Raw genomic sequence first — 23,634 nt, forward strand, 5'->3', positions numbered from 1 at the left:
GCCACTAGATTGAGGGACTTCACCCGCGACTTTACGGATGTGACATGACCCCACGACGCAATCGCGCGCTGCTCGGTGCCGGCGCGACCCTCACGTTGTTGACCGCAGGCCTGGTGGCCGCGACGTCGACGGCGACCGGCGCCCCGAGCCCCGGCGTCTCCGCCGACTGCCCGCTGCCGTTCCCGGCCGAGGACCTGGTCCCCGGCCTCACCGTCACCGGCAAGACGACGGCCGGTACCTATAAGCGCGGTGCCACGATCCACAGTTCCCCGGAGACGCCGGAGGCGTTCACCGGCACCTACCTCTCGACGATCGAGGACGCCACCGGCGACCTCTTCCTCTTCGAGCTCGAGGGTTCCCGGATCAGCAACCCCGACGGCAGCGTCGACGCCGGCATCTGGGCGGGCATCTCCGGCTCCCCGGTCTACGCCAACGGCCAACTCGTCGGCTCGGTCTCCTACGGCTTCACCCAGGCCACCGGCTCCCGGATCGCGGGCATCACCCCGGCGGCGGCGCTCTACGACCTGCTCGGCGAGACCGACCCAGCCCCTGCGCAGCGGATCGTCCCCAACCGCGCGCAGCGCGCTGAGCTGACCCGGGCGGGTGTCTCCGCCTCGGAGATCACCGGCGGCCTGAACCGGTTGACCAACCCCACCGTCCTGGCCGGTGCGAACGGCCTGAGCACGAAGACGCTGCGCGCCATCGCCGCCAAGTCGGGTCGCCCGATGCCGAAGCTGGCCGGCAGCACCGGCAACCAGGCCAACACCGTGCCGATCGTGGCCGGCGGCAACGTCGCGGTCGCCGACAGCTACGGCTCGGTCGCGCTCTACTCGGTCGGCACCGCCGCCGCGGTCTGCGACGACATCGTGATCGGCTACGGCCACCCCAACGTCTGGTCTCCGGCCCAGGGCACGATCCACGGCGCCTCGACGGCGACGATCATGGCTGACGGCGCCGTCTCCTACAAGATGGCGAACCTGGCCGCCCCGGTCGGCACCCTGCTCCACGACCGCCTCGCCGGCATCACCGGCCGGATCGGCGCCACGCTTCCGGCGAGCACCACGGTCACGGTGACCACGACCGGGCCGAAGAACTCGGTCACCGAGTCCATCGTCCCGAACATCGAGGCGCTGCCCTTCGTGGTCGGCACCCAGACCTACCGCGACGCTGCACTGAGCGTCAACGAGACCGGCCCCGGCCAGGCAGACGTCGCCTGGGACATCACCTTCAAGCGGGCCAACGGCAGCACCCAGACCTTCAGCCGCTCGCAGCACTATGCGAGCGCACTCAACATCGCCGACGAGGTTCCCAGCGGTGTCGCCGGTGACGTCGCTGCCATCCTCGACAACGGCTTCGAGGACGTCACCATCACCGACGTCCAGGTCCGCCAGAACCTCACCCGCTCCTACAAGGGCATGCTGCTGAACCGGGTCGAGGCCTGGGTCAACGGCAAGTGGACGACGGTCAAGGACGGCGGTCGGATCACCGTGAAGCCGGGTGCGACGGTCAAGGTCCGCGCACACCTGCTCAAGGACGGCCGCAAGTCCAGCGGAACGCCGACCAGCAGGGTGTTCACCTTCTCCACCCCGAAGAGCGCCGCCGGCAAGGCGGGCCTCTCGGTCGCCGGCAACGGAGTCAGCTTCTGGGACGACTTCGACGAGCTCTTCGGTGAGCTTCTCGGCGGGGAGGGGTTCTCCGAGGGTCCGGTCGTGACCAGCCTGAACGGCCTGCTCAAGCTGCTGCAGAGCGAGCCGAAGCAGAACACGGTGACCGCCGACCTCTCCGGGATGACCAAGTACGGCAACCTGTTCACCCGCACCAGCACCTGGACCACCCCGTCGGTGGTCACCGGCTCCAGCACCATCCAGGTGAAGTTCCAGAAGCCGGTCAAGAAGCGGACCGTGAAGAAGTCCGCGAAGCGCTGAACCGGTAGCACTTAGGCGCGGAAGGCTGCCTCGATCAGGCGCGGGGCGACGTCGTCGACGTCGACCCGCGCCGCAGCCTCCACGTCGGTGCGGTACCCCTTCTCCACCAGCTCCACCCCACTCGCCACCGTCATCAGAGCCTGCTCTGTGGCGGTGGCGATCTGGTGGTAGGCGTTGCTCGCGGCCTGTGCCTCGGGGCTGATCCCCTCGACATCGGCCCCGGCCAAGGCGGCGATCACCGCACCTGCACCCCACAGGTCCTCCCACGCCGGGCGGAGTGACTCATCGGGCCAACGCTCCCCGGCAGCGACCACCGCTACGGTGCCGCCGTCGGCGAGCAGCGGCTGCAACGCCCGGGCGACGGCGCCCGCGTTGCGCAGACTGGCGGCGTAGACGGCGGCGCCGCTGTCGGCCAACTCGAAACAGATCGTCGAGCCGTTGGGGCTCGGCAGGACCAGCCGCTCGACGCCCTCGATCCGCTCCATCGCGGCAGGCGAGAGCGAGACGTGCGCCCCGCTCGTCGCACTCCGCGCCTCGAACCGGCCGACCGCCAACTTGGCTCCCTTGCGCATCGCATAGGCCGCGGCACCGGCGTCCCGCCATCGGTAGGGGTAGACCGTCACCCCGCGGGTAGCGGCGATCGAGACCGACGTGGTGAAGGAGAGGACGTCGACGACGACCGCGGCGTCGACCCCGGGCGCCGTCAACGCCGCAGCGCCCGACTGCCCCCACTCGAAGCGCACCCGGTAGGGCGCCTGGGTATGGGCTCGGTCGAAGTCGACGTCGTCGTTGATCAATGCGGGCGCGGCTCTCGACCGAGTCGGACGCACGCCTGGTCGTAGAGCACCACGATCTCGCGCCGGATCTCCGCGCGCTCGGTGATCGGTGCGCCGGGCCACGGCACCCGCAACTCGGCGTCGCCGGTCGGGCCGGTGACCTGCCACAGACCCGCCTCACCGTCGAGGCCGGTCATCGTCGCGGCTGTCGCCTCAGGCAGGCCGAAGGCGTGCGCGATCAGCAGATTGTCGTCGGTGTGGTCGTCATTCATGTGGGCCAGCACGGCCGCAACAACCTCAGGGGCGAACGTCATGCGCCCATCATCGCCCATCAACCGTGACGCGGCTGGTTACGGCGATCTCGGTCGGGGTGCAGGCGCTCTTCTCCCTGGGCGACCCGCAGGCCGGAGCGGTCTACGCGACGCCGATCCCTGGCGACGACCTGCTCCGGATCCAACTGGTCTGTGCTCAGCTGGCCAACTGACGTCAGCTGAATTACCGACTGCCGCGTTCCTGACTCAGGGACGCGGCAGTCGACGTGTCAGATCACCAGATCCGAACGCGTGCCTCGGGTTCGAGCCAGAGGCCGTCACCCGGCTTCGTACCGAACGCGTTGTGGAACTCGTTGAGGTTCCGCACGATGTTGGCGCGGAACTCCGGTGGGGAGTGCGGGTCGATGGTCAGGTACTGCTGCTCCTGCTCGGTGCGCCGCTTGGTGCGCCAGCAGTAGGCCCAGTTCATGAAGAGTGCCTGGGACTCCTCCGCCGACGGCTCGCGGCCCAGGAAGATCGCGAACGCCTTGTGACCGATGGTCAGGCCGCCCAGGTCGCCGATGTTCTCGCCGACGGTGAGCTGTCCGTTGACGTACTCGCCCGGCAGGTTGCGGGGGCTGAAGCCGTTGTACTGCTCGACGAGCGCCTTGGACTTCTCCTCGAAGGCGGCCTTGTCGTCCGGGGTCCACCAGTCGTTGAGGTTGCCTGCGCCGTCGTACTGCGCACCCTGGTCGTCGAAGCCGTGACCGATCTCGTGGCCGATCACCGCTCCGATGCCGCCATAGTTCTCCGCCGGATCGGCGTCCGGGGAGAAGAACGGGCGCTGCAGGATGCCTGCCGGGAAGCAGATCTCGTTGGTGCCGGGGTTGTAGTAGGCGTTGACGGTCTGCGGCAGCATGAACCACTCGTCGCGGTCCACCGGGCCGCCCAACTTGCCCAGCTGGCGGTCGGTCTCGAAGGCGGCGGCAGCCGCCACGTTGCCCATCAGGTCGTCCGAAGTGACCCGCAGCGCGGAGTAGTCGCGGAACGTCTCCGGGTAACCGATCTTGGGCCGGAAGGTCGCGAGCTTCTCGTAGGCGCGCTCCTTGGTGGCCTCGGTCATCCAGTCGAGGTCCGCGATCGAACGGCGGTACGCCTCCAGCAGGTTGGCGACCAGTTCGTCCATCATCTCCTTGCTCTGCGGCGGGAAGTGCCGTGCCACATACTCGCGGCCGACCGCCTCACCGACCGAGCCCTCGACGAAGGCAACGGCGCGCTTCCACCGGGCGCGGAGCTCCGGCGTCCCGTTCAGGGTCCGGCCGTAGAAGTCGAAGTTGGTCTCGACGAAGTCGTCGGTCAGGTACGGCGCCGCCGACCGCAGCACGCGGGTCAGCATCCAGTTGCGCCACTGCTCGATCGGCGTGCTCGCCAGGACCGAGGAGAGGTGCTCGAGGTAGGACGGCTGGCGTACGCAGACCTCGGCCAGCGTGTTGCCGTCGCCGCCCAGGTTGCGCACGTAGGCGCTCCAGTCGAAAGCGGGCGCCAGTGCGTTGAGCTCATCGGCCGTCAACAGGTTGTAGGTCTTCTGGACGTCGCGGGTCTCGGCCCGCTCCCAGTGGCCCGCTGCCAACGTGGTGTCGAGTTCGAGGACCGACTGTGCAGCACCGGCCGGATCCCCGTGCCCGCTGAGCACGAAGAGCCGGGTCAGGTAGCCCACGTACTTCGCCCGGATCTCGGCGAACTTCTCGTCGCGGTAGTACGACTCGTCCGGCAGGCCCAGACCGCCCTGCGAGATGTGGAACAGGTACCGGTCGGAGTTGCGCGAGTCGGTGTCGACGTAGGAGCCGAAGAGGCCGGCGCCGCCGACCCGTTCGAACTCGCCGAGGAAGGCGGCGAGGTCGCGGACGTCGCGGAGCCCGGCGACCGCCTTGATCAGCGGACGAACCGGCGCCAGGCCGCGCTGCGCGATGGTCGCGGTGTCCATGAAGGAGGCGTAGAGCGCCGCGATCCGGCCGGCGTCCGTGCCGATCTCGCCCTGGCTGGCGGCCAGATCCTGGATCAGCTCGCGCACCTGCTCCTCAGCGGTGTCCGCGAGCTGCACGAAGGGTCCCCAACTGGAACGGTCGTCGGGGATGGGGGTCGTCTCCAGCCACGCGCCGTTGACGTGGCCGAACAGGTCGTCCTGGGGACGTAGGGCCAGATCCATGCCGGGGCGGGCGTCGTCAAGGATGCTCACCCCGTCGACCCTACCCGGCAGTTGCGAACGGCGAACGGGGTTCCCCGGGCGTTCATACCACCCTTATGGGTCATTTCTTCGAGCCGGTAGGTGTCTAGTCAACCCCAAAAGTGGTGAAGGATGATGAACCATGCCCCCGTTGGTCCGTCCTGCCGTCATCGCCGCCTCGGTGCTCTTCCTCGCCCTGGCGGGGATCGCCCCCGCGACCAGCATGGACACCGGCGCGACCGCGGGGAACCCGCCCGCCAGTACTACCCGGGTCGCGGCCAAGGTCAGCACCGCCGAGGCGACCTGGGAGAAGAAGATCCTCACGATCACCAACAAGCACCGGGCCAAGGCGGGCTGCAAGGCGTTGAAGTTGAACACCAGCCTCCGCAAGGCCGCCCGCAAGCACAGCGACCTGATGGCGCGCGCGAAGACGCTCTCCCACCAACTGCCCGGCGAGGCGTCGCTCGGCAAGCGGATCACCAGGGCCGGCTACCGGAACTGGCGCAGCGTCGGGGAGAACGTCGCCTTCGGCTATCCGACCCCGGCCAACATGATGGCGGCGTGGATGGCCTCCCCCGGGCACCGCAAGAACATCCTTACCTGCAAGTACCGGCACCTCGGGGTCGGCGTGACGGTGAAGAACGGCGTCCCGTGGGCGACCCAGGACTTCGGGCGGAAGTAACTCAGCGCATCGCGACGACGAGCTTGCCGACCGCCTTGCGGCCGTCGAGGTCGAGCAGTGCTTGACCGAACTCCTCCAGCGGGTAGATCTTGCCGATCGGCGGCTTGATCGAGCCGGTCTCGATCAACGGCACGATCTCGTTCCACTGTTGGGTGAGGTAGCCGGCCCGACGCATCGCATAGTCGCCCCAGCCGACGCCGCGGACGTCGATGTTGTTGAGCAGCAACCGGTTGACCTTGACCTCGGGGATCCCCTGGCCCGCCGCGAAGCCCACCACCAGCAACCGGCCCAGCGGGGCGAGCGAACGGAGCGAGTCGGTGAAGACGTCGCCACCGACGACGTCGAGGACCAGGTCGACACCGCGACCGTCGGTGAGCTTCTTGACCTCGTCCTTGAAGCCGTCGATCAGTAGGGCGTGGTCGGCACCGGCAGCGAGAGCCACCTCCGCCTTCTCCGGTGTGGAGACGACGGCGATCGCGGTCAGCCCGAGCGCCTTGGCGGTCTGGATGGTGGCGGTGCCGACACCGCCGGCGGCCCCGTGGATCAGGATCGACTCACCGGGCTGGGCCTGGCCGCGGACGACCAGCGCGAAGTGCGCGGTGAGGTAGTTCATCGGCAGGGCCGCGCCCTCGTCGAAGCTCATCTCGTCGGGCAGCGGGAAGACGAAGTCGGCGCCGACCGCGATCCGTTCGGCACCGGCGCCGTAGGGCACCACCGCGCAGACCCGCTGGCCGGCGGTGAAGCCGTTGCCGTCGGTGACCACGGTGCCCGCGACGTCGACGCCGAGGGTGAACGGCAGCTCCGGCTTGAGCTGGTACTGCCCCCGCGACAGCAGCAGGTCGGGGAAGGAGATCCCCACCCGGTGGACGTCGATCAGCACCTCCTGCGGGGCCGCCGTCGGTTCGGCGATGTCGAGGATCTCGATTGCTTCCGGCCCGTCGAGGCGGGTCACCTGAACTGCGCGCATGTCCCGAACCTATCCCCGAACCGGCAGGCAGACGCGCCGTCCCGTCAGGTGATCGCGCCGAACCGGCAGGCCCACGCGCCGAACCGTCAGGCATACGCGCCCAACCGTCAGGCGTACGCGCCCAGCCGTCAAGACTTCAGTGGGGCTCAGCGCGGGTCGACGAGCGCGTTCATCTCGAAGTGCATGGGGTCGGTCCACTTCCAGTCGCCGCCCCAGCCGAAGCCCCACTTCTTGAAGATGGAGACGACGGTCCGGTCCATCTCGCCGACGGTGCCGCGCTGGTTGCCGGGGACGTTGAAGTCCAACGCGATACCGAACGAGTGCAGCGAGAGATTGTTCGAGTTGGCGATGAAACGCGGGTAGTAGCAACCGGCGTACTCACCCGGGTGGATCTTGTCGGCGAGGCCGCGCTCGACGATCTCGGTCAGCGCTGCCCGAAGCTGCGGCAGCACCACCTTGTGACAGGTGACCGCACCGACGATCGGCACCTGCTCGGTGCGGATGTTCGCCCGAACCCAGGCCGGGTCGGGTGCGATCCGGCCACCACCGATCACCCGGTAGGAGAAGGAGCCGACGGCCTGGGCCACCGAACCACCGGTCAGGTAGGCGGTCTGCTTGGCGTTGGGGTCGAGGCCGAACCGCGCGACGACGTCGAGCATCTGGATCGAGGCGACGTCGGCGACCAGGCCCTTGAGTTGCTTGCGCACCTTCTGCGGCGAGCCGATCCCGGTCGAGATCAGCAACGCGTTGTCCTGGACCAGGCCGAGGTCCTTGGTCCAGGCCCGGTTCAGCACCATGTCGACGTTCGGCACCTGATCGGCGTAGGCACCGACGTGGACCCGCGGGGCGTCCTTGTCGTTGCCGAGCGTCACGTAGGCCTCGTCGTCGGCGACCTCTTTGGCCAGGGTCTGACTGAGCGCCAACTCGCCTCCGGCGACGCGCTTCCAGATCTCCTCGCTCTTACCGGAGCTGGTGAACCGCCGATACGTTGCCGGGTCGACCGAGGCCACCTTCGCCACGCTGTTCTGGATCGAGACACTGCCCAGGTCGATCAGCTCGGTGGCGGCGACGTCCTTGAGCTTCTTGACGTTGGCGATCAACTCGGCAGGGAGCGGCTTCGGGTCGAGGGCGACCAGCATGATGTCGGCCGAACGCAGCGGGTCGGTCAACGCACCCGGCGCCTCGACGCTCCGCTCCGAGTCGGGGTTGGCCGGGCTCTGCGACGAGGCGGGCGGGGTCGACGGTTCGGGCTTCGCCTGCGGCGATCCTTCCCCGTTTCCGCAGGCAGCAAGGACCGCGACGCAGAGCGACGCCGTCAGCGCCCGCGCGAACCTACCCGCAGCCAACATCCCAGTCCTCCCAGACCGCTCACCACTCGTGTCGCCGAGCATAGGCGCGGCCGCCGAACTTCCGCATCGAACTCCGGAACCTGCGCGCAGCGCATCCGTGGCTCAGTGCGGGTTGAGCACCCGGTCGGCCATCCAGGCGATCCCGGCGGCGGTCTCCGCGGGCGACGCGGTGGGCTGCATGACGTGGCTGAGCACGACCCGCACCACCATGTCGATGGCGACGTCGAGCTGCGCCGGCGTCAGGCCCGTGTCCTGGTTGGTCACGAACTCGGCGACCACCGCTTTGGCGACTCCCAGCAGCGACTGGGAGTTGGTGGTCAGCAACGGCAGCAGCTCGGTGTCGGCGCCGTGGGTGGCCGAGACGATCGCATGCAGCAGCGTGTTGTCGTCGGCGTGTTCGAGGACCGCGCGGGAGGCGCCCTCGATCGCCTTCACCAGGTCGTTGGGGTGGTCGGCGAACGCCTTGTTCACCAGCGACAGGAACCGCGCCAGCTCGTCGAGCACCATCGCCTCGGCGAGGGCCGGCTTGCCGCCGATCTCGTTGTAGACGGTCTGCCGGCTGACGCCGACGACGTCCGCGAGCTTCGCCATCGTGACGGCGGCCCACCCCTGGGCCATCGTCATGGTCGCCGCGGCACGCACGATGCGTTCGCGTAGCGCGAGCATCGGTTCCTTGGCGACCATGACGTCGATCCTATGGAGCAGTGCTCAGCCCTCCAACGAGAGGGCCAACACGGGGCACGAGTTGATCGCGGCGGTCAGTTGCCCGCGGAACTCCTCGCTGGGGTTCTCATCCAAGACGTGCATCACGTCGTCGTCGTCGAGCTCGAAGAACTCGTGTGCCATCGACTGGCACATCCCGATTCCGTCGCACAGGTCGCGATCCACCACGATCTTCATCAGGCCACCGCCGGGGAGACCGGGACGAAGTCGACCTTCTCGCGCACACCGCAGTCGGGGCAACACCAGTCGTCGGGGATGTCGGCCCATGCCGTTCCGGCCGCGAAGCCCTCGTGCTCGTCGCCGGCGGCGACCTCGTAGGTGTAGCCACAGCCGGGACAGCGTGCGGCGAGCACCTCGTCGACCTGCGCCGCGGCGGCAGCGGCAGCCGCAGCGATCTCGTCGATCCGGGCGGCCTCAGCCCGGTCGGCAGCCTGGCTCATCGCGACGCCGTACTTGGCGAAGACCTTCTCCCGCTTGCGGGGCTGCACGTTGGCGAGGGTGAGGTCGCCGTCGTAGTGGTTGATCACCCGCGGGTCCATCACCCGGCGCCAGATCGGCGGGAAGAGTGCGAGCACGATCATGCCGGCGTAGCCGGTGGGCAGGACCGGCGACTCCTCGAAGTCACGAAGCGTCTGGTAGCGACGGGTCGGGTTCGCGTGGTGGTCGCTGTGCCGCTGCAGGTGGTAGAGCAGGACGTTGGTGGCGATGTTGTTGGAGTTCCAGCTGTGCGAGGGCAGCACGCGCTCGTAGCGCTCCTTGCCCGGGCGGCCGACCTTCTGGCGCAGCATTCCGTAGTGCTCCATGTAGTTGACCACTTCGAGCAGCGAGAAACCGACCACGGCCTGCAGGATCAGGTACGGCAGGATGTCGAAACCGAAGACGGCGACCATGCCGCTCCACAGCACCACCGACATCAGCCAGGCGTTGAGCACGTCGTTGCCGAGCCGGAACGGGTGCTTCTCCTTGCGGGCGTACCGGCGCTGCTCCAGCTCCCAGGCGCTCTTCAGCGAGCCGCCGACGGTGCGCGGCCAGAAGGCGTAGAAGCTCTCGCCCATCCGGCTGCTGGCGGGGTCCTCGGGGGTGGCGACGCGGACGTGGTGACCGCGGTTGTGCTCGATGTAGAAGTGGCCGTAGAAGACCTGTGCCAGCGCGATCTTGGAGAGCCAACGCTCGTGGCTCTCCTTCTTGTGACCGAGCTCGTGGGCGGTGTTGATGCCGATACCGCCGATGGCGCCGATGGAGACGGCGATCCCGATCTTGGAGATGACGGAAAGATCCCAGGTGTCGATCACCCAGAAGGCGCCGATGAAGCCGGCGTACTGGATCGGCAGGAACAGGTAGGTGATCCAGCGGTAGTAGCGGTCGTTCTCCAACGCCTCGATGACGTCGTCAGGCGGGTTCACCCGGTCCAGGCCGACGACGAGGTCGATGGCAGGCACGATGCCCAGGATCACGATCGGGCCGAGCCAGAACCAGAAGGTGAGCCCGGTCAGTTCGTAGAGGCCGATCGCGGCGAAGGCCAGCGAAGGCACGACAAGGCCGATCAACCACAGATAGCGCTTCTTGTCCTTCCACTGCTCGGTTGATCCTGCGGGCACGGTGCCGGCAGTGCGGGAACCGCTACTGCTCGGCGTCTCCGGGCTGCTCGCCTGGGTCATGGCGTCCTCCTTGGTCGGCCGATCAAGGTCGCCTGTGACCTGGATCGCTTTACAAGAAGGTACGAGATGTCAAGGCGTTTGACAAGACCTAAGTTTTTGTAAACCGCTCCGCTTCCCCGGGACGTCATACGGACGGGGCAACCGCTCCCTCGGAGCGCATGACGTCCTGGGGCGCTACCGGACGAAGACACCCAGCCCGTTCGGCACCACGCGCTGGCGGCCGTCCGAGGGGCGGTTGCGGACCGACAACTTGCCGCTCTTGCTGCGGGCGACCATCGTGCTGGAGCCGCCGCCGTCGAGGTTCAACGCGTCCTCGACGCCGAGCTCGATCATCAGGTTCGCCAGCTCCACCATCGAGAAACCCCGGCTGCTCGCGGTGCGGCCGTCGACCACCACCCAGTACATCGACTTCGTGTCGCGGTCGATGCCGACCGCGGTGCGCGGGTGCAGGGTGACGTTGTCGATGACGCGGCGGACGCCGTCGATGAGCAACGGCTTGTCACCGCTGATCGCGACCGTCGGCCGACCTTTCAGCCGCTTGCTGACGCGTACCTTCTTCCCGACCTTCAGCGGGGCCAGCTTGGTCGCCGAACGGCCACGGCCGATCAACACCGTGCCGCGGATCGGCTTACCCACCGAGAGCTTGCGGGTGTTCGAGACCACCCGACCGTTGCGGAGCACCACCTGGCGCACGATCCGCTGGCCGCCGGTGACGGCGCGCCCAGGCGTCACGCCCCACGCCGAGGTGTAGACACCGAGCCCGCCCTTGGCGACCTGCGGCGAGTTCACGTTGGTGACCACCAGCTCGGGATGCTTGAGCACCTTCGCCACCACCGGCAGCTCGCCGACCGCCCAACGCCCGTTCACCTTGTAGATCGCGTTGTTCCAACCCGCCACCGGCCCATGCCGCAACCTCGCGCCAGCAGTCGCCACACCGAGCGGCGCCCCGGTGTTCCCGATGTCGAAGAAGTCCCCGTTGATCCCGGCGATCGCCTTGTTCTGCTTGACCATCGTCGACATCTCCTGACGGCCCGCCACCGACGGCGCCCCGATCGCGGCGACCTTCAAGCCCTTGGTCCGGAGGTCGATCCTGACCACGTGGATCCGGGCCGGGCCGCGTTCGTCGGTCCGCACCCACCGTCGATAGGTGACGCCCGGACCAGCCGGCCAGCTCACCGACGACGTGTCCACCGGGTCACGTTTCGCCAACCGGGCTGACCACGGGACCCGAGGCACCCACCCCGGCTCCCCGTCGGAGGTCTGGCTGCCGTCCCCGCGCACCGACGGTGCCGCGAACCGCGCCTCGGCGACGGGCGTCTCGACCGGCATCAAGCCAACTCCGAGACACCCCGCCAGCGCGGCAACCGAGAAGAATCTGGCCGAACGGAGGGCAACCATGGCCAGCACTCTAGTGTCGCGCCGCTCGTAACCTGGGCGCTTCAGACCTCGTTGCGCCCGTTGTGAATCAGACCCGTGCCCGCCGAACGAGCCGCACCATCGCCGCCGGGGTGGCCACCCTGCTTGCGGCCTCACTCGCCGCGGCCGTTCCTGGCACGCCCGCCGCCGCCGACCCGCCGAGCGACCTGAGGTGTGCGGGGCTCGCCCTCGGCAGCACGGGCCTGCCGGGCCTGCGCGACCAGATCCCCAGCGTCGACCCGAACCGCGGGATCGGCGCGATCTCACCCGCGTCCGCGAAGTTGCCGAAGGACGTGGTCTTCGAGGACGGCCGCCACGCGATCAGCAACGCGTACGCGTTCGCACTCCGCCGCGGCACGCTGCATGTCCGCGACGCCGACGCCGGGCGAGCGAAGAAGGGTTCACGGTGGCATCGGCTCACCTTGCCCAGTTGCCTGCAGGGCGCGATCACCTCGGTCAGCGCCGACCACGAGCTGCTCACCGTGACCACCACGGACGGCCAGCTCTACAGCCACGACATGCCCGGCAACGACCTTTCCGCGCAGCGCTGGACCTGGCGCTGGGGCCCGTTCCTCTGGCTTGGTGCCGGGATGAAGATGTTCCCCGGCGTCGTCGACTGGTCGATCTCCTCCTTCAACGCCAACGAGACGTTCACCGACAGCGCCGGCCGCAGGCACCATCCGATCGGCGTGGCCACCGGTTACCTGCTCCGCAAGGACCGGCGCACGATCACCTATATCGACCCATGGCTGCCGGTCGACGAAAGCCGCGAGATGTGCGGACCTCGGCGTGGCCGGCTCATCCTCGCCTCACTCGACGCCAGCGGCTCCACCGTGCTCGCCGCCGGGACCGACGGCTCGCTGTGGACCCGGCTCTACGACTTCGACGTCAGCGGCGCCAACAGCATGGCCGGGAGCTACACCTGGCAGCGCGACGTCGCCCCGGACTCGGCTGCGTTCCAGCTCCCGGCGCCCGGCTGGAAACGGCAGCCGACGCCGCCCGGCGCGGTCACCGATCGTGTCACCATCGTGAAGACCGGCACCGACGCCTCCGACCGCGAACTCCGGGTCGAAGGCCGCAACCGCAAGGGCCGGAACGGCTGGTGGCGCAAGCAGATCGGCGCTTCCTCGTGGCGGTTCACAGCGAGCGGCAGATCCTTGGCGGGCAAGGTGTTGAAGGCCCACACCGAGCTCGCCACGAGCCGCGACCGCCGCTACGTCGGCTCGATCGCCGGCGCGCCCGCGGTGGTCAGCAACTTCAACTCCGCCTGCTCCGGAGCGGATCTGGCCGTCAAGCTCGACGGCGCCACCTTGAACCTGCGCCTGCACTCCGAGGACGTCCTCCGCCAGGTCGAACGCGGCCCGGGCCTCGACGACGTCCCCCGCCAGTACAACGCAGCGATCGAGATTCCCGGCACCACCTGGCGGAACCTGAGCAAGGCTCCTCCCGCGGTGCGTTCCTTCGTGGCGAGCCACCTGGACGGCCAGATCACCGAGGTCCCGATCTCGGTCACCGCCACCCGCCTCCGGATGCGTTACCAGTGCTGGGAGTTCACCCTCGACGGTGCTCCGGCCCGTGCCGACCGGCCCGCCGATCCACTCGACGTCGGCCTCCTCCTCAACGCATTCAAGGAGGTACCGGCACAGGGCAAGCTCGCCTCGTGCTGAGGATCGACCGGCGCTGGGTCTACGACGGCGCGACGACGTAGACGCTGCCGCCGGCCAGGTCGATCCGTTGGCCCGCAGTGAGTTCGACGGTGGCGCCTGGTGCCACCGTCACCCGCTGGTCACCGGCATAGTGCGCCGTCCAGGGCTGGTCGGTGAGGTTGCTGAGCCCCCACCTGTTCGCGTCCTGCGGGTGCGCGCGGACGGCGGCGAGCGGCGTGGGCTGATCGGCGTCGACCCCGACGTGGTCACCGCGGACCTGCGCCATCGCGCTCACCGCGATCCGGCGGCGTCCGACCTGCAAGACGAACGGCGGCGTGAGGGCGACGCCGCAGGACCGGCAGAGACGGTCCGGATCGGCGTCGTCGAAGAAGCCGGTGGTGCCGCACGAACAGCGGACCATCGCATCACCCAACCGGTCCATCGCCTTCAGCCATTGGCCTTCGGTGACCCGTGCGCCTGGATCACGGAGCCCGTCGACGAAGGCATGCAGGAAGAGTTCGCGCAGGAAACCGGGGTAGAGGTCCCAGTACTGCTGGACGATCGCGGGCGGCCGGTTCTCGGTGCGCTCCGGATGCAGACAGAAGACCGCGCCGGAACCGAAGTGCTGGGTCAGCCAGGCCGGGTCGCGGAGCCCGCCTTCGGTCAGTCGTCCTTCGAGCGGGTGTCCCGTGAAGAGGATGTAGAAGAGCAGCACCGCCAACGAGTGTCGGTCGGTGTCGGTGTTCGGCAGGGTCGCGAAGGTGGTGTCAGCGACCACCTCGGGGGCCATGAAGAACGGCGTCCCCAGCACCCTGCTCTCCCCGTTGTCGACACCGACGTTGTCGTTGTCGCAGATCAGGATGTTTCCGCTGGCAGGCTCGAAGAAGACGTTGCCGAAGGAGATGTCGCGGTAACAGAGCCCTCGGGCGTGCAGCCGCAGGAAGCTCCCGGCCAGCTGCCGGCACATCGCGATCGTCGCCGCGAAGCTCACCTGCAGCTCGTGGCCGTGCGCATCCCGGTTGGCCAGGAGCCGACTGAGCTCCAGGAACTTAGGTTCACGCAGCTCCATCACGTACCCGAAGCCGGGGACGCCGACCACCTCCGCCATGCTCAACGGCCACAGGTACCGATGGTCGGGAGCACCGAAGTCGACCAGGGTGCGGATCCCTTGACGTTGTTGGTCCGACGCAGACTCCGGGCGGTACCACTTCAGCGCAAGCATCCGCCCCGACGCCTGCTGGACCCGGTAGACGAAACCCTGTCCGCCCTGGCCGATCAGGCCGGTCACCCGAGCCGGGCCGAGGAGGTCGAGGTCGACCAGAGTGCCGTTGTTCAGCATGGTCGCACCCCCTTCGTGAACCTCATCGCCAACGACTGCTCACGGTATATCCTCGCCACAGGTGACGGGTGGAAGTGAAGGTGGGCCAGATGAGTGATCGCCTCGGCGGCGCGGTGGCCCGTCGCCCGTTGCACCTCTTCTTCGTCCTCGACGTCTCCGGTTCGATGTTGCGTGGCGGTCGGATCCAGGCGCTCAACAACGCGATCGCCGAAGTGATCCCGCACCTGCGCGACGAGGCTCGCAACAACCCGCACGCCGACGTCCTGATCCGAGTACTGGCCTTCGCCAACGAAGCGACCTGGACCGTCGAAGTGCCCACCCCCGTTGAAGAGTTCCGCTGGCAGCGCCTGGAAGCGGTGCCCCAGGGGTTCACCGAGATGGGTAGCGCGTTGGACCTCCTGGCTGACGCGCTGACCGAGGTCGACCAGAGCCAGGGCGCCTTCCCGCCCGCGATCATCCTGGTCTCCGACGGCATGCCCACCGAGACCACAACCACCTTCGCCGACGGGCTCGAACGGGTGCTGGCCACCCGCAGCGGGACCCACGCCGTCCGGCTGGCACTCGGGGTGGGCCGGGACGCCGACCTGACGTCGTTGCGCCGGTTCATCGGGAACGACGAGATCCCCCTGCTCCGGGCCGACAGCCCCGAACAGCTCATCGACTACGTGGTCTGGGCATCGAAGGTCGCGAGCCGCGGCGCATCACTGCCCGCCGTCGCCAACGGGGCACCCACCTACGCACCTCCACCGGCACCGGCAGGTGACCCGATCTGGAGCACCCTGCGGTGAACTGGGTCGTCGCGTCTGCCAGTCAGCGCGGGTCGGTCCATCAACGCAACGGCGCCCCGAACCAGGACGCGCACCACGCTGAGGCGTCGGCGTCCGACGGGGTCGCCATCGTCGCGGACGGGCACGGCAATCAGCGTTACCTGCGCAGCGAGATCGGCGCCCGGCTCGGCGTCGAGACAGCAGCCGACATCCTGCCGGGGTGCTTGGGTCGGATCACCGCCGAGCTGGCGAGCCCGTCAGGCTTGGACGTCGACGGGTTGGAAGAGGCTCTCGCCCAGGTGGTCGTCACCCAATGGCGGTCGGCGGTCGGCGGCCATCTCGCCGCGCATCCTCTGGACTCGATGTCGCAGACCGACGCGATGACCACCTACGGCACCACGCTGCTGGCCGTCGCGGCCAATGCGACGCACCTGTTGGCGTTCCAGATCGGGGACGGCGAACTGGCCCTGGTCTCTCCCGACGGCACGATGACGCAGCCGTTCGCACCCGACCCGACCCACGACGGGGTACACACCCATTCCCTCGCCGAACCTGATCCGGTACGCGCGGCGCGGGTCGCGCTCATCGATCTGGCCACCCACCCGGTGGCGCTGGCGTTCGTGGTCACCGACGGCTTCGGCGCCCCGCAGGTCGAACGGGACTGGGTCCAGCAGGTCGGCGCCGATCTGCTCGGACACCTACGCAGTAACGGGATCGACTGGGTGCGCGAGAAGCTCCCGGGGTGGCTCACCGAGCCGGCTGAGGTCGGCGGCGACGACACCACACTGGCGCTGCTGGCACGACTCTGAGGCGTCGACCTCCCTTCCCGTGGTTGGCTGGACCCATGCCACAGGTCGTCGCTCGGGTCGTCGTGCCGGTCTCTCCCGCGATCGCGTTCGCGGTCTCCCAGACCACCGGAGAACTCCGGCTCTCCTGGGACCCGTTCATCCGGCGTCAACACTTCCTCGACGGCGCCACTCTGCCCGACAGGGGCGTGCGGACCCGGACCTGGTCGCGGATCGGGCCACGGATGGACAGCCAGTACGTCTCCTACCAACCACCCACCAACGTCGGGATGACGATGGTCGATGGCCCATGGTTCTTCGCGAGCTTCGGCGGCGGCTGGCGGTTCAAGGCGGTCGACGGCGGCACCGAGGCGACGTGGAAGTACACCTTCGCGACCCGGCCGCGCTGGTTGAGCCCGATCGCCGACCGGATCGGAACCTTCGTGTTGGGGCGCGAGATCCAGGCCCGGATCAATGCCTTCGCGCGTGCCTGTGATGACGCGCGGATCGTCGCGGCGGTCACTCCCCCGCCTCCCGGCGACGGCGTCAGCTGAGACGGCGCGAGCCCTGCCCGTGCTCGGGTGTGCTCGGTGGTTTCGCTGCGGGAGCTGACGGAATTCGGCAGGGTGATCCCTACGCCCCCAACCCTGAGGAGACCCGATGGGCCGTTTCTCGTTGCCCGAGACCAAGCCGTCCGGCCTCGACTCGCCCCTGACCGCCAAGTTCATCAAGGTGATGGCACGCACCCAGGTGCGCCTCTTCCGCGCCACCAACGGGCGGATCGGCAGCAAGTGGCGGGTCGGTGCAGGGTTCCTGAATCCGGTGCAGACGCTCCTGCTGAACCATGTCGGACGCAAGTCCGGCACGGCATTCACCACGCCGCTGCTCTACCTGAACGACGGCGAATCACTGGTCGTCGTCGCGTCACAGGGTGGACTGCCGAAGAACCCGCAGTGGTTCCCGAACCTCGTGGCGCACCCCGCGACCACCGTCGAGGTCCGCGGGCGTGGGGTGGTTCCAGTGACCGCCCGCGTCGCCGACGCCGACGAGCGGGCCCGACTGTGGCCGCGCCTGGTCGACCTCTACGCGGACTTCGCCAAGTACGCGGTGTGGACCGACCGGGAGATCCCGGTCGTCATCCTCGACCCGCGCTGAGGCTCATCCCGGCCGCCGTTGGCCGGGCTCCATCCCGTTGATCGGGCCCCATCCCGTTGATCGAGCCCATCCCGTTGATCGAGCCCCATCCCGTTGATCGAGCCCCATCCCGTTGATCGAGCTTGTCGAGATCACCCCCACACGTCCAGCTCCGGTCTCGACAGGCTCGACCTCCGGGGCTCGACCTCCGGGCGCGGGGTTACGGTCTCGACAGGCTCGACCTCCGGGCTCGACCTCCGGGGCTCAGTCCTTGTGCAGCGGGCGGCCGGCGATGGCGGCTGCGACCCGCTTGGCGACGTCCGGGTGGAAGACGCTGGGGATGATGAACGAGGGGTGCAACTCTTCGTCGGTGACGACGTGGGCGATCGCCTCGGCGGCACGCAGCAGCATCTCGTCGGTGACGTGGCTGGCCTTGGCGTCGAGCAGACCGCGGAAGACCCCGGGGAAGGCGAGCACGTTGTTGATCTGATTCGGGTAGTCCGATCGGCCCGACGCCACTACGGCGGCGTGCTTCGCCGCCTCGGCCGGGTCGACCTCCGGGTCGGGGTTGGCGAGAGCGAAGACGATCGCCTCGGGCGCCATCTCCTTGATCCACTCGGGGTTGAGCAGGCCCGGTCCGGAGACACCGATGAAGACGTCGGCACCCTGAAGGCCGTCCTGCAGCGTGCCGCGACGCAGGTTCGGGTTGGTCCGTGCAGCGAGCGAGGCCTTCGCCTCCGGCAGCGTCTCGTCGTCGCGCGACAGCAGACCTTCGCGGTCCCAGACGGCCACGTCAACGGCGCCACCGGCAAGCAACAGGGAGGTGATCGCAGAACCGGCCGCGCCACCGCCGGCGACCACGATCCGCACGTCGGGCAGGTGCTTGCCGACACAGCGCAGGGCGTTGGTCAGCGCAGCCAGCACCACGATCGCGGTGCCGTGCTGGTCGTCGTGGAAGACCGGGATGTCGAGCGATTCGCGCAGCCGCGCCTCGATCTCGAAGCAACGCGGGGCCGCGATGTCCTCCAGGTTGATGCCGCCGAAGCCGGGGGCGATCATCTCGACGGCGCGGACGATCTCGTCGACGTCCTGGCTGGCCAGGCAGATCGGCCATGCGTCGATGTTCGCGAACCGCTTGAAGAGAGCTGCCTTCCCCTCCATCACCGGCATCGCGGCGCCCGGGCCGATGTTGCCGAGGCCCAGCACCGCGGAGCCGTCGGTGACCACGGCGACCGAGTTGCCCTTGATGGTGAGGCGGCGGACGTCCTCGGGGTTCTCTGCGATCGCCATCGACACCCGGCCGACACCGGGGGTGTAGGCGAGCGAGAGGTCGTCACGGGTCTTCAGCGGAACCTTCGAGGCGACCTCGATCTTGCCGCCGAGGTGGATCAGGAAGGTACGGTCCGACACCTTGTGCACCTCGACACCGTGCAACCCGTCGACCACCTGGACCAGCGCCTGGGAGTGCGTCTCGTCGACCGCGGAGCAGGTGACGTCGACGACCAGTCGCTCATGGTTCGACTCGGCGACGTCGATCGCGGTGACGATCCCACCCGCCTTCGCCAACGTCGTGGCGACCTGTCCCACCACGCCGTGATCCGGCAGGGTGTGCAGACGCATGGTGATCGAGTACGAGGAGGCGGTGGCTGACATGGCCCCATGCTTCACCCCTCTCGGGGTTACCACCAAGTCAGCAAATTCGCACGACTAACTCCCGAAGCACGAGACGCAGGTCACGCCGAATCCTTTTGCACTCAACCCCAGCGAAGTGCAAGACTGCACTCTGTGTCCGAAAGTGCAAACTCAACCCTGACTCGTCGTGAGCGCTCTGCCCTGCAGATCGCCACGTGCGCGCAGCAGCTCGCCGCCGAGCGTGGCTTCGAGGGCTTCACCATGGAAGACCTCGCACAGGCCGCGAAGGTCTCCCGGCGCACCCTCTTCAACTACTTCGACTCCAAACTGGACGCCGTCCTCGGCCCGGAGCCGGAGCTGACGGAGGAGTTCACCGGCGAGTTCCGGGCTGGCGGCCCGACCGGCCACCTGCTCACCGACCTCGGCCACTTGGCGCACCGCCACTTCGAGCGGATGCCGCAGGAGAAGTCGCAGATCACCACCATGCGTCAGGTGATCCGCAACCCCCGGGTGATGGCGGCCTGCCACGAACGCTTCGAGACGCTGGCCGCCACGGTTCTGGAGATGATTCGCGAGCGCGAGGCCGGTCACTACGACGAGGTCCGCGCCAAGGTCGCCCTCGGCCTGCTCATCGTGCTGTGCCAGGTCGCCCTGGAGAGCTTCCTCGAAAGCACCGACGACCGCGGCTTCACCGACTACTACGACGAGGCCGCGGCGCGAGCCAACACGCTCTTCGTCTGACCCGACCCACCCATCCTGACCACCCACACACAGGAAGCCACCACGATGGCAACTCTGCTCTACCGACTCGGCAAGACCGCCTTCCGGCGCTGGCCGATCTTCCTCGCCGCGTGGCTGATCGCCATCGTTGGCCTGGGCTCGCTGGCGGCCACCTTCGCCAAGCCGATGACCGACGCCATGTCGATCCCCGGCATCCCGTCGGAGAAGGCCGCCGACCTCCAGTCCGAGCTCTTCCCCGGCTCCGCCGACGCCTTCGACGAAGCCAGCGTGAGCGTCGTCGTCCAGGCTCCGAAGGGTCACACCCTGGCCGAACCCGAGTACATGAATGCGATCGACTCCCTCGTCGCCGACCTGATCGACGGACCCCAGATGTTCGCTGAGGGCGCCGAGCTCGACTCCGGTGCCCCCGCGCCGCTGCCGGCCAATCCGGTCACCGCAGCCAAGGACCAGTACGCACAGATGGTCCAGACCGAGATCGAGAACGGCGCGACGCCGGAGGCTGCCGCCGCCACGGTCCAGGAGAACCTGCTCGGGATCAAGCAGCTGCTCGCCCTCACCGAGGACGGTCGCACCGGGCTGATCACCTTCCAGTTCGACGTCGACACCGTGATGGACGTCGAGGTCGACACCGTCGAAGCCGTCGAAGACGCGATGGACGCCGCCCGCGACTCCGGCCTCACCGTCGAAGCCAACGGCTCCGGCATGTCCGCCATGGCTCCGCTCGGCCTGACCTCCGAGATGATCGGCATCGGCCTTGCCCTGCTGGTCCTCGTGCTCACCTTCGGCTCGCTGGTCGCTGCCGGCCTGCCGATCATCACCGCCATCATCGGTGTCGCGATCGGAATGATCGGCATCCAGTTGATGACCGCCTTCACCGACATCGGCTCAAGCACGCCGATGTTGGCCACCATGCTGGGCCTGGCGGTCGGAATCGACTACGCCCTCTTCATCCTGGCGCGCTATCGGAACGAACTCGACCACACCGACGACCGTGAAGAGGCGGTAGGCATCGCGGTCGGAACCGCAGGTTCCGCGGTGGTCTTCGCGGGCCTCACCGTGCTGATCGCGCTCTCCGCGCTCTCCGTCGTCGGCATCCCGTTCCTGACCACCATGGGTCTGGCCGCCGCCGCGACAGTCTTCGTCGCCGTCCTGGTGGCCCTGACCCTGCTTCCCGCCGTCCTCGGCCTCTTCAAGACCAAGGCGTTCGGCGGTCAGGTCCGCAAGTACCGCCCGGCCCGCGACGACCGCGGCCTGGTCCTCAACAACGGTGTCCGTTGGGCTCAGTTCGTCGGCAAGCGTCCGGTCGCCGTCGTCCTGCTGGTGATCGTCGCCCTCGGCGCGATCGCCATCCCGATGAAGAACATGCACCTGGCGTTCCCGACCGACAGCACCTCGCCCACCGAGACCACCCAGCGCAAGGCGTCCGACCTGATCGCCGACGCGTGGGGTCCCGGCCGTGAAGGTCCGATGCTGCTCGTCGCCGACGCCCGCGACGTCCCCGAGGACGAGCGGATGGACAAGATCAACGAGATCGTCGACTGGGCCAAGGGCCAGGACGACGTCAGCCTGGCCACCCTCGCCGCCACCAACGAGGACCAGAGTGGTGCGCTGATCACCATCCTGCCGTCGTCCGCACCGGACGACACCGCGACCGAGGATCTGCTCGCCGACCTGCGCAACGGCCAGAACGCCATCGAAGCCGCGACCGGCACCGACACCGGTATCACCGGCCTCACCGCGATCACGGTGGACATCTCGGAGCAGTTGGCCGACGCCCTCCCGATCTACCTGGCCGTCGTGATCGGTCTGGCGTTCATCCTGCTGATGATCGTCTTCCGTTCCATCCTGGTTCCGCTGACGGCGACCCTCGGCTTCCTGCTCTCGGTGCTCGCCACCCTCGGCGCCACCGTGGCGGTCTTCCAGGAGGAGGCGTTCGGTCTCTTCGAGGGCCAGCCGATCGTCAGCTTCATGCCGATCTTCCTGATCGGTGTGGTCTTCGGTCTGGCGATGGACTACCAGGTCTTCCTGGTGACCCGGATCCGCGAGGCCCATGTGCATGGCGCCGACTACCGCGAGGCAGTGATCGACGGCTTCCGTGGCAGCGCCCGCGTGGTGGCGGCGGCCGCAGTGATCATGACCTTCGTCTTCGCGGCGTTCATGCTCCAGGCCGAGCCGATCATCAAGATGATGGGCTTCGCTCTCGCAGCCGCCATCGTCTTCGACGCCTTCATCGTGCGGATGACGCTGATCCCGGCGCTGATGTACCTGATGAAGGAGAAGGCCTGGTACCTGCCGAAGTGGTTGGACAGGATCCTGCCCAACGTCGACATCGAGGGCGAGAACCTGCACCGCCCGCACATGGACACCCTGCACCGCAGCAAGGACGACGACCTCGACCCCGAACTGGTCGGTGTCTGAGATCTGACTCCGCCGAAGGCCGTCCCGAGTTCGCTCGGGGCGGCCTTCGCCGTTTTCACCGATAGCGCAGTCCGGCGTCAGCTCTCCGGGGTCTGCCCCGTCACCCTCGGCAGGATCAAGGCTTCGGCCCGCTGCACGGCGGCCTCCAGCATGTCCGGGAACTCTCCGACCAGGGTGCGGGCCTGTTCCCGGTCCCGCATCACGGAGTGGATGCCGCGCAGCGTGGCACCGGCGTGCTGGCGGAGCACCTTGGCGGGGACGTCGGCCAGGAATCCGAGCGCGATCAACCCCGGCCACGGCTTGATCCGACGGTCGGAGCGGCGCGGGTCGAGCCGGACGGCGCGCGTGTTCCCCAGGTCGTGGACGCCGTCGAGAAGCACCACGTGATCGTTGCTGTACGCCTGGGTATTGGCCCCCACCGAGGTCTTCACCTGGACCCCGATCACCAGTAGTTCCTTGGTGTTGAAGACCACGAAGTCACTGTTGGCGTTGACGTGACGGCCCTCTTCGTCGAGCACCGCGGCGCTGAACGCCTCGAACCTCCGCGGGGCCGGCAGCACACAGAGATCGGGGTGCCGCTTGCAGAGCTCCAACAGCACGATCGCGGCGTCGAGTTCGGTGGCGATGCCGGAGATCTTCCGCCGGTAGGCCGCGTTCTCCTCGGCGTAGTAGGCGTCTGGCGTGTGGTCGGTACGTCGGTCGCGATCCTCGGCGTGATGGGTGCCCGCCAACGCCAACGAGATCTGCGCGTCGCGGATCTCTTGCGCTCGCGAGTGGTCGGTCGGCACACCGATCGCCAGACTCCACATCGCCAGCATCGCGTGGTTGAGGATGTGGAAGTTGATCTCGGTGCCTGGGAACGCCTTGCCCTCGGCCTCGGCGGCGTTCTGCGCGCGATGACCGATCTCGGTGATGTTCGTGCCGACCGAGAACGCGTAGTCGCTCAGCATCGAGCGCCATGTCGCGCTGGCCTCGGCGGCCTCCGGGGAGTCCGGTGCCAGCTCCTCCATGGCATCCCAGTCGGCCGACAGCCAGTTGAAGAGGTGGGCGCCGAACCAGTCGTTCGCGGTCCGGATCGACTGCAGCTCACGGTCGGTCTCCGACCGTGTCGACGGCGTCGGCGGGTCCTTGACGAACACCTCTGACCATTCCAAAAATTTCATCTCGTTCGCGGCCCGACGCCGCTGCCCCCAGCAGATTG

At 68.3% G+C, this 23,634-nt stretch carries 22 protein-coding genes; 10 read left to right on the top strand and 12 right to left on the bottom strand.

Annotated elements, in window-relative coordinates; translation table 11 throughout:
* Positions 1 to 44: 44 nt before the first annotated feature.
* Positions 45 to 1,925 carry a hypothetical protein gene (locus tag ACLM5J_RS04215; RefSeq protein WP_413654801.1) on the top strand — a complete coding sequence of 627 codons (1,881 nt, stop codon included), beginning with the start codon at positions 45 to 47 and terminating at the stop codon, positions 1,923 to 1,925.
* Between the two features lie 11 nt (positions 1,926 to 1,936).
* Here ACLM5J_RS04215 and ACLM5J_RS04220 read toward each other — a convergent pair whose 3' ends face one another.
* On the bottom strand, positions 1,937 to 2,755 hold the full coding sequence (locus tag ACLM5J_RS04220) for a 2-phosphosulfolactate phosphatase (RefSeq protein WP_413654802.1): 819 nt from the start codon (positions 2,753 to 2,755) through the stop codon (positions 1,937 to 1,939).
* Positions 2,719 to 3,015, bottom strand: coding sequence for a DUF2470 domain-containing protein (locus ACLM5J_RS04225; RefSeq protein ID WP_413654803.1), 297 nt, complete (start codon positions 3,013 to 3,015; stop codon positions 2,719 to 2,721). Before ACLM5J_RS04225 ends, ACLM5J_RS04220 begins: the two co-directional genes overlap by 37 nt.
* 23 nt (positions 3,016 to 3,038) lie before the next feature.
* On the opposite strand from ACLM5J_RS04225, the gene ACLM5J_RS04230 reads away from it, so the two are divergent.
* Positions 3,039 to 3,185 carry a hypothetical protein gene (locus tag ACLM5J_RS04230; protein ID WP_413654804.1) on the top strand — a complete coding sequence of 49 codons (147 nt, stop codon included), beginning with the start codon at positions 3,039 to 3,041 and terminating at the stop codon, positions 3,183 to 3,185.
* Between the two features lie 62 nt (positions 3,186 to 3,247).
* Here ACLM5J_RS04230 and ACLM5J_RS04235 read toward each other — a convergent pair whose 3' ends face one another.
* Positions 3,248 to 5,188, bottom strand: coding sequence for a M13 family metallopeptidase (locus tag ACLM5J_RS04235; protein WP_413654805.1), 1,941 nt, complete (start codon positions 5,186 to 5,188; stop codon positions 3,248 to 3,250).
* A 130-nt stretch (positions 5,189 to 5,318) separates the two neighbouring features.
* Between ACLM5J_RS04235 and ACLM5J_RS04240 the strand changes: the two genes are divergently transcribed.
* The gene (locus ACLM5J_RS04240) at positions 5,319 to 5,858 is read left to right on the top strand and encodes a CAP domain-containing protein (RefSeq protein WP_413654806.1); all 540 of its coding nucleotides are present in this window, start codon (positions 5,319 to 5,321) and stop codon (positions 5,856 to 5,858) included.
* Between the two features lies 1 nt (position 5,859).
* Here the strand turns inward: ACLM5J_RS04240 and ACLM5J_RS04245 are convergent, their stop codons facing one another.
* The 6 genes from ACLM5J_RS04245 to ACLM5J_RS04270 all read right to left on the bottom strand — a co-directional run bounded on the left by ACLM5J_RS04245 (position 5,860) and on the right by ACLM5J_RS04270 (position 11,953).
* Positions 5,860 to 6,825 carry an NADPH:quinone oxidoreductase family protein gene (locus tag ACLM5J_RS04245; protein WP_413654807.1) on the bottom strand — a complete coding sequence of 322 codons (966 nt, stop codon included), beginning with the start codon at positions 6,823 to 6,825 and terminating at the stop codon, positions 5,860 to 5,862.
* Positions 6,826 to 6,971: 146 nt separating this feature from the next.
* Positions 6,972 to 8,174, bottom strand: coding sequence for a M15 family metallopeptidase (locus tag ACLM5J_RS04250; RefSeq protein WP_413654808.1), 1,203 nt, complete (start codon positions 8,172 to 8,174; stop codon positions 6,972 to 6,974).
* A 102-nt stretch (positions 8,175 to 8,276) separates the two neighbouring features.
* A complete protein-coding gene (locus ACLM5J_RS04255; protein WP_413654809.1) occupies positions 8,277 to 8,858 on the bottom strand; it encodes a TetR family transcriptional regulator in 582 nt (193 codons plus the stop codon).
* Between the two features lie 24 nt (positions 8,859 to 8,882).
* Complete coding sequence (locus ACLM5J_RS04260) at positions 8,883 to 9,074, bottom strand: ferredoxin (protein WP_413654810.1); 192 nt, start codon at positions 9,072 to 9,074, stop codon at positions 8,883 to 8,885.
* Positions 9,074 to 10,555 (bottom strand): fatty acid desaturase, encoded by a 1,482-nt coding sequence (locus ACLM5J_RS04265; RefSeq protein WP_413654811.1) that lies wholly within the window; start codon positions 10,553 to 10,555, stop codon positions 9,074 to 9,076. Before ACLM5J_RS04265 ends, ACLM5J_RS04260 begins: the two co-directional genes overlap by 1 nt.
* A 174-nt stretch (positions 10,556 to 10,729) precedes the next feature.
* Positions 10,730 to 11,953 (bottom strand): phosphodiester glycosidase family protein, encoded by a 1,224-nt coding sequence (locus ACLM5J_RS04270; protein WP_413654812.1) that lies wholly within the window; start codon positions 11,951 to 11,953, stop codon positions 10,730 to 10,732.
* A 62-nt stretch (positions 11,954 to 12,015) separates the two neighbouring features.
* On the opposite strand from ACLM5J_RS04270, the gene ACLM5J_RS04275 reads away from it, so the two are divergent.
* Entirely contained in the window at positions 12,016 to 13,638 is a 1,623-nt protein-coding gene (locus ACLM5J_RS04275) for a hypothetical protein (RefSeq protein ID WP_413654813.1), read from the top strand.
* A gap of 19 nt (positions 13,639 to 13,657) precedes the next feature.
* Here ACLM5J_RS04275 and ACLM5J_RS04280 read toward each other — a convergent pair whose 3' ends face one another.
* Positions 13,658 to 14,956: a protein kinase domain-containing protein gene (locus ACLM5J_RS04280; RefSeq protein ID WP_413654814.1), complete on the bottom strand. Its 1,299-nt coding sequence runs from the start codon at positions 14,954 to 14,956 to the stop codon at positions 13,658 to 13,660.
* 89 nt (positions 14,957 to 15,045) lie between these two features.
* On the opposite strand from ACLM5J_RS04280, the gene ACLM5J_RS04285 reads away from it, so the two are divergent.
* The 4 genes from ACLM5J_RS04285 (at position 15,046) to ACLM5J_RS04300 (ending at position 17,663) form a co-directional block, all read left to right on the top strand.
* Entirely contained in the window at positions 15,046 to 15,744 is a 699-nt protein-coding gene (locus ACLM5J_RS04285) for a vWA domain-containing protein (protein ID WP_413654815.1), read from the top strand.
* Positions 15,741 to 16,532: a protein phosphatase 2C domain-containing protein gene (locus tag ACLM5J_RS04290; RefSeq protein ID WP_413654816.1), complete on the top strand. Its 792-nt coding sequence runs from the start codon at positions 15,741 to 15,743 to the stop codon at positions 16,530 to 16,532. Before ACLM5J_RS04285 ends, ACLM5J_RS04290 begins: the two co-directional genes overlap by 4 nt.
* Before the next feature lie 35 nt (positions 16,533 to 16,567).
* Positions 16,568 to 17,062: an SRPBCC family protein gene (locus ACLM5J_RS04295; RefSeq protein ID WP_413654817.1), complete on the top strand. Its 495-nt coding sequence runs from the start codon at positions 16,568 to 16,570 to the stop codon at positions 17,060 to 17,062.
* Positions 17,063 to 17,168: 106 nt separating this feature from the next.
* The gene (locus ACLM5J_RS04300) at positions 17,169 to 17,663 is read left to right on the top strand and encodes a nitroreductase family deazaflavin-dependent oxidoreductase (RefSeq protein WP_413654818.1); all 495 of its coding nucleotides are present in this window, start codon (positions 17,169 to 17,171) and stop codon (positions 17,661 to 17,663) included.
* A 243-nt stretch (positions 17,664 to 17,906) separates the two neighbouring features.
* On the opposite strand, the gene ACLM5J_RS04305 is transcribed toward ACLM5J_RS04300, so the two are convergent.
* Positions 17,907 to 19,295 (bottom strand): NAD-dependent malic enzyme, encoded by a 1,389-nt coding sequence (locus ACLM5J_RS04305; protein WP_413654819.1) that lies wholly within the window; start codon positions 19,293 to 19,295, stop codon positions 17,907 to 17,909.
* 132 nt (positions 19,296 to 19,427) lie between these two features.
* Here ACLM5J_RS04305 and ACLM5J_RS04310 point away from each other — a divergent pair, with 132 nt between their 5' ends.
* A complete protein-coding gene (locus tag ACLM5J_RS04310; RefSeq protein ID WP_413654820.1) occupies positions 19,428 to 20,015 on the top strand; it encodes a TetR/AcrR family transcriptional regulator in 588 nt (195 codons plus the stop codon).
* Positions 20,016 to 20,060: 45 nt separating this feature from the next.
* Positions 20,061 to 22,433 (top strand): MMPL family transporter, encoded by a 2,373-nt coding sequence (locus ACLM5J_RS04315; protein WP_413654821.1) that lies wholly within the window; start codon positions 20,061 to 20,063, stop codon positions 22,431 to 22,433.
* Between the two features lie 77 nt (positions 22,434 to 22,510).
* Here ACLM5J_RS04315 and ACLM5J_RS04320 read toward each other — a convergent pair whose 3' ends face one another.
* On the bottom strand, positions 22,511 to 23,572 hold the full coding sequence (locus ACLM5J_RS04320) for a hypothetical protein (protein ID WP_413654822.1): 1,062 nt from the start codon (positions 23,570 to 23,572) through the stop codon (positions 22,511 to 22,513).
* Between the last annotated feature and the right edge of the window lie 62 nt (positions 23,573 to 23,634).

It is taken from the genome of Nocardioides sp. Bht2 (assembly GCF_047308515.1).
GTDB lineage: Bacteria > Actinomycetota > Actinomycetes > Propionibacteriales > Nocardioidaceae > Nocardioides.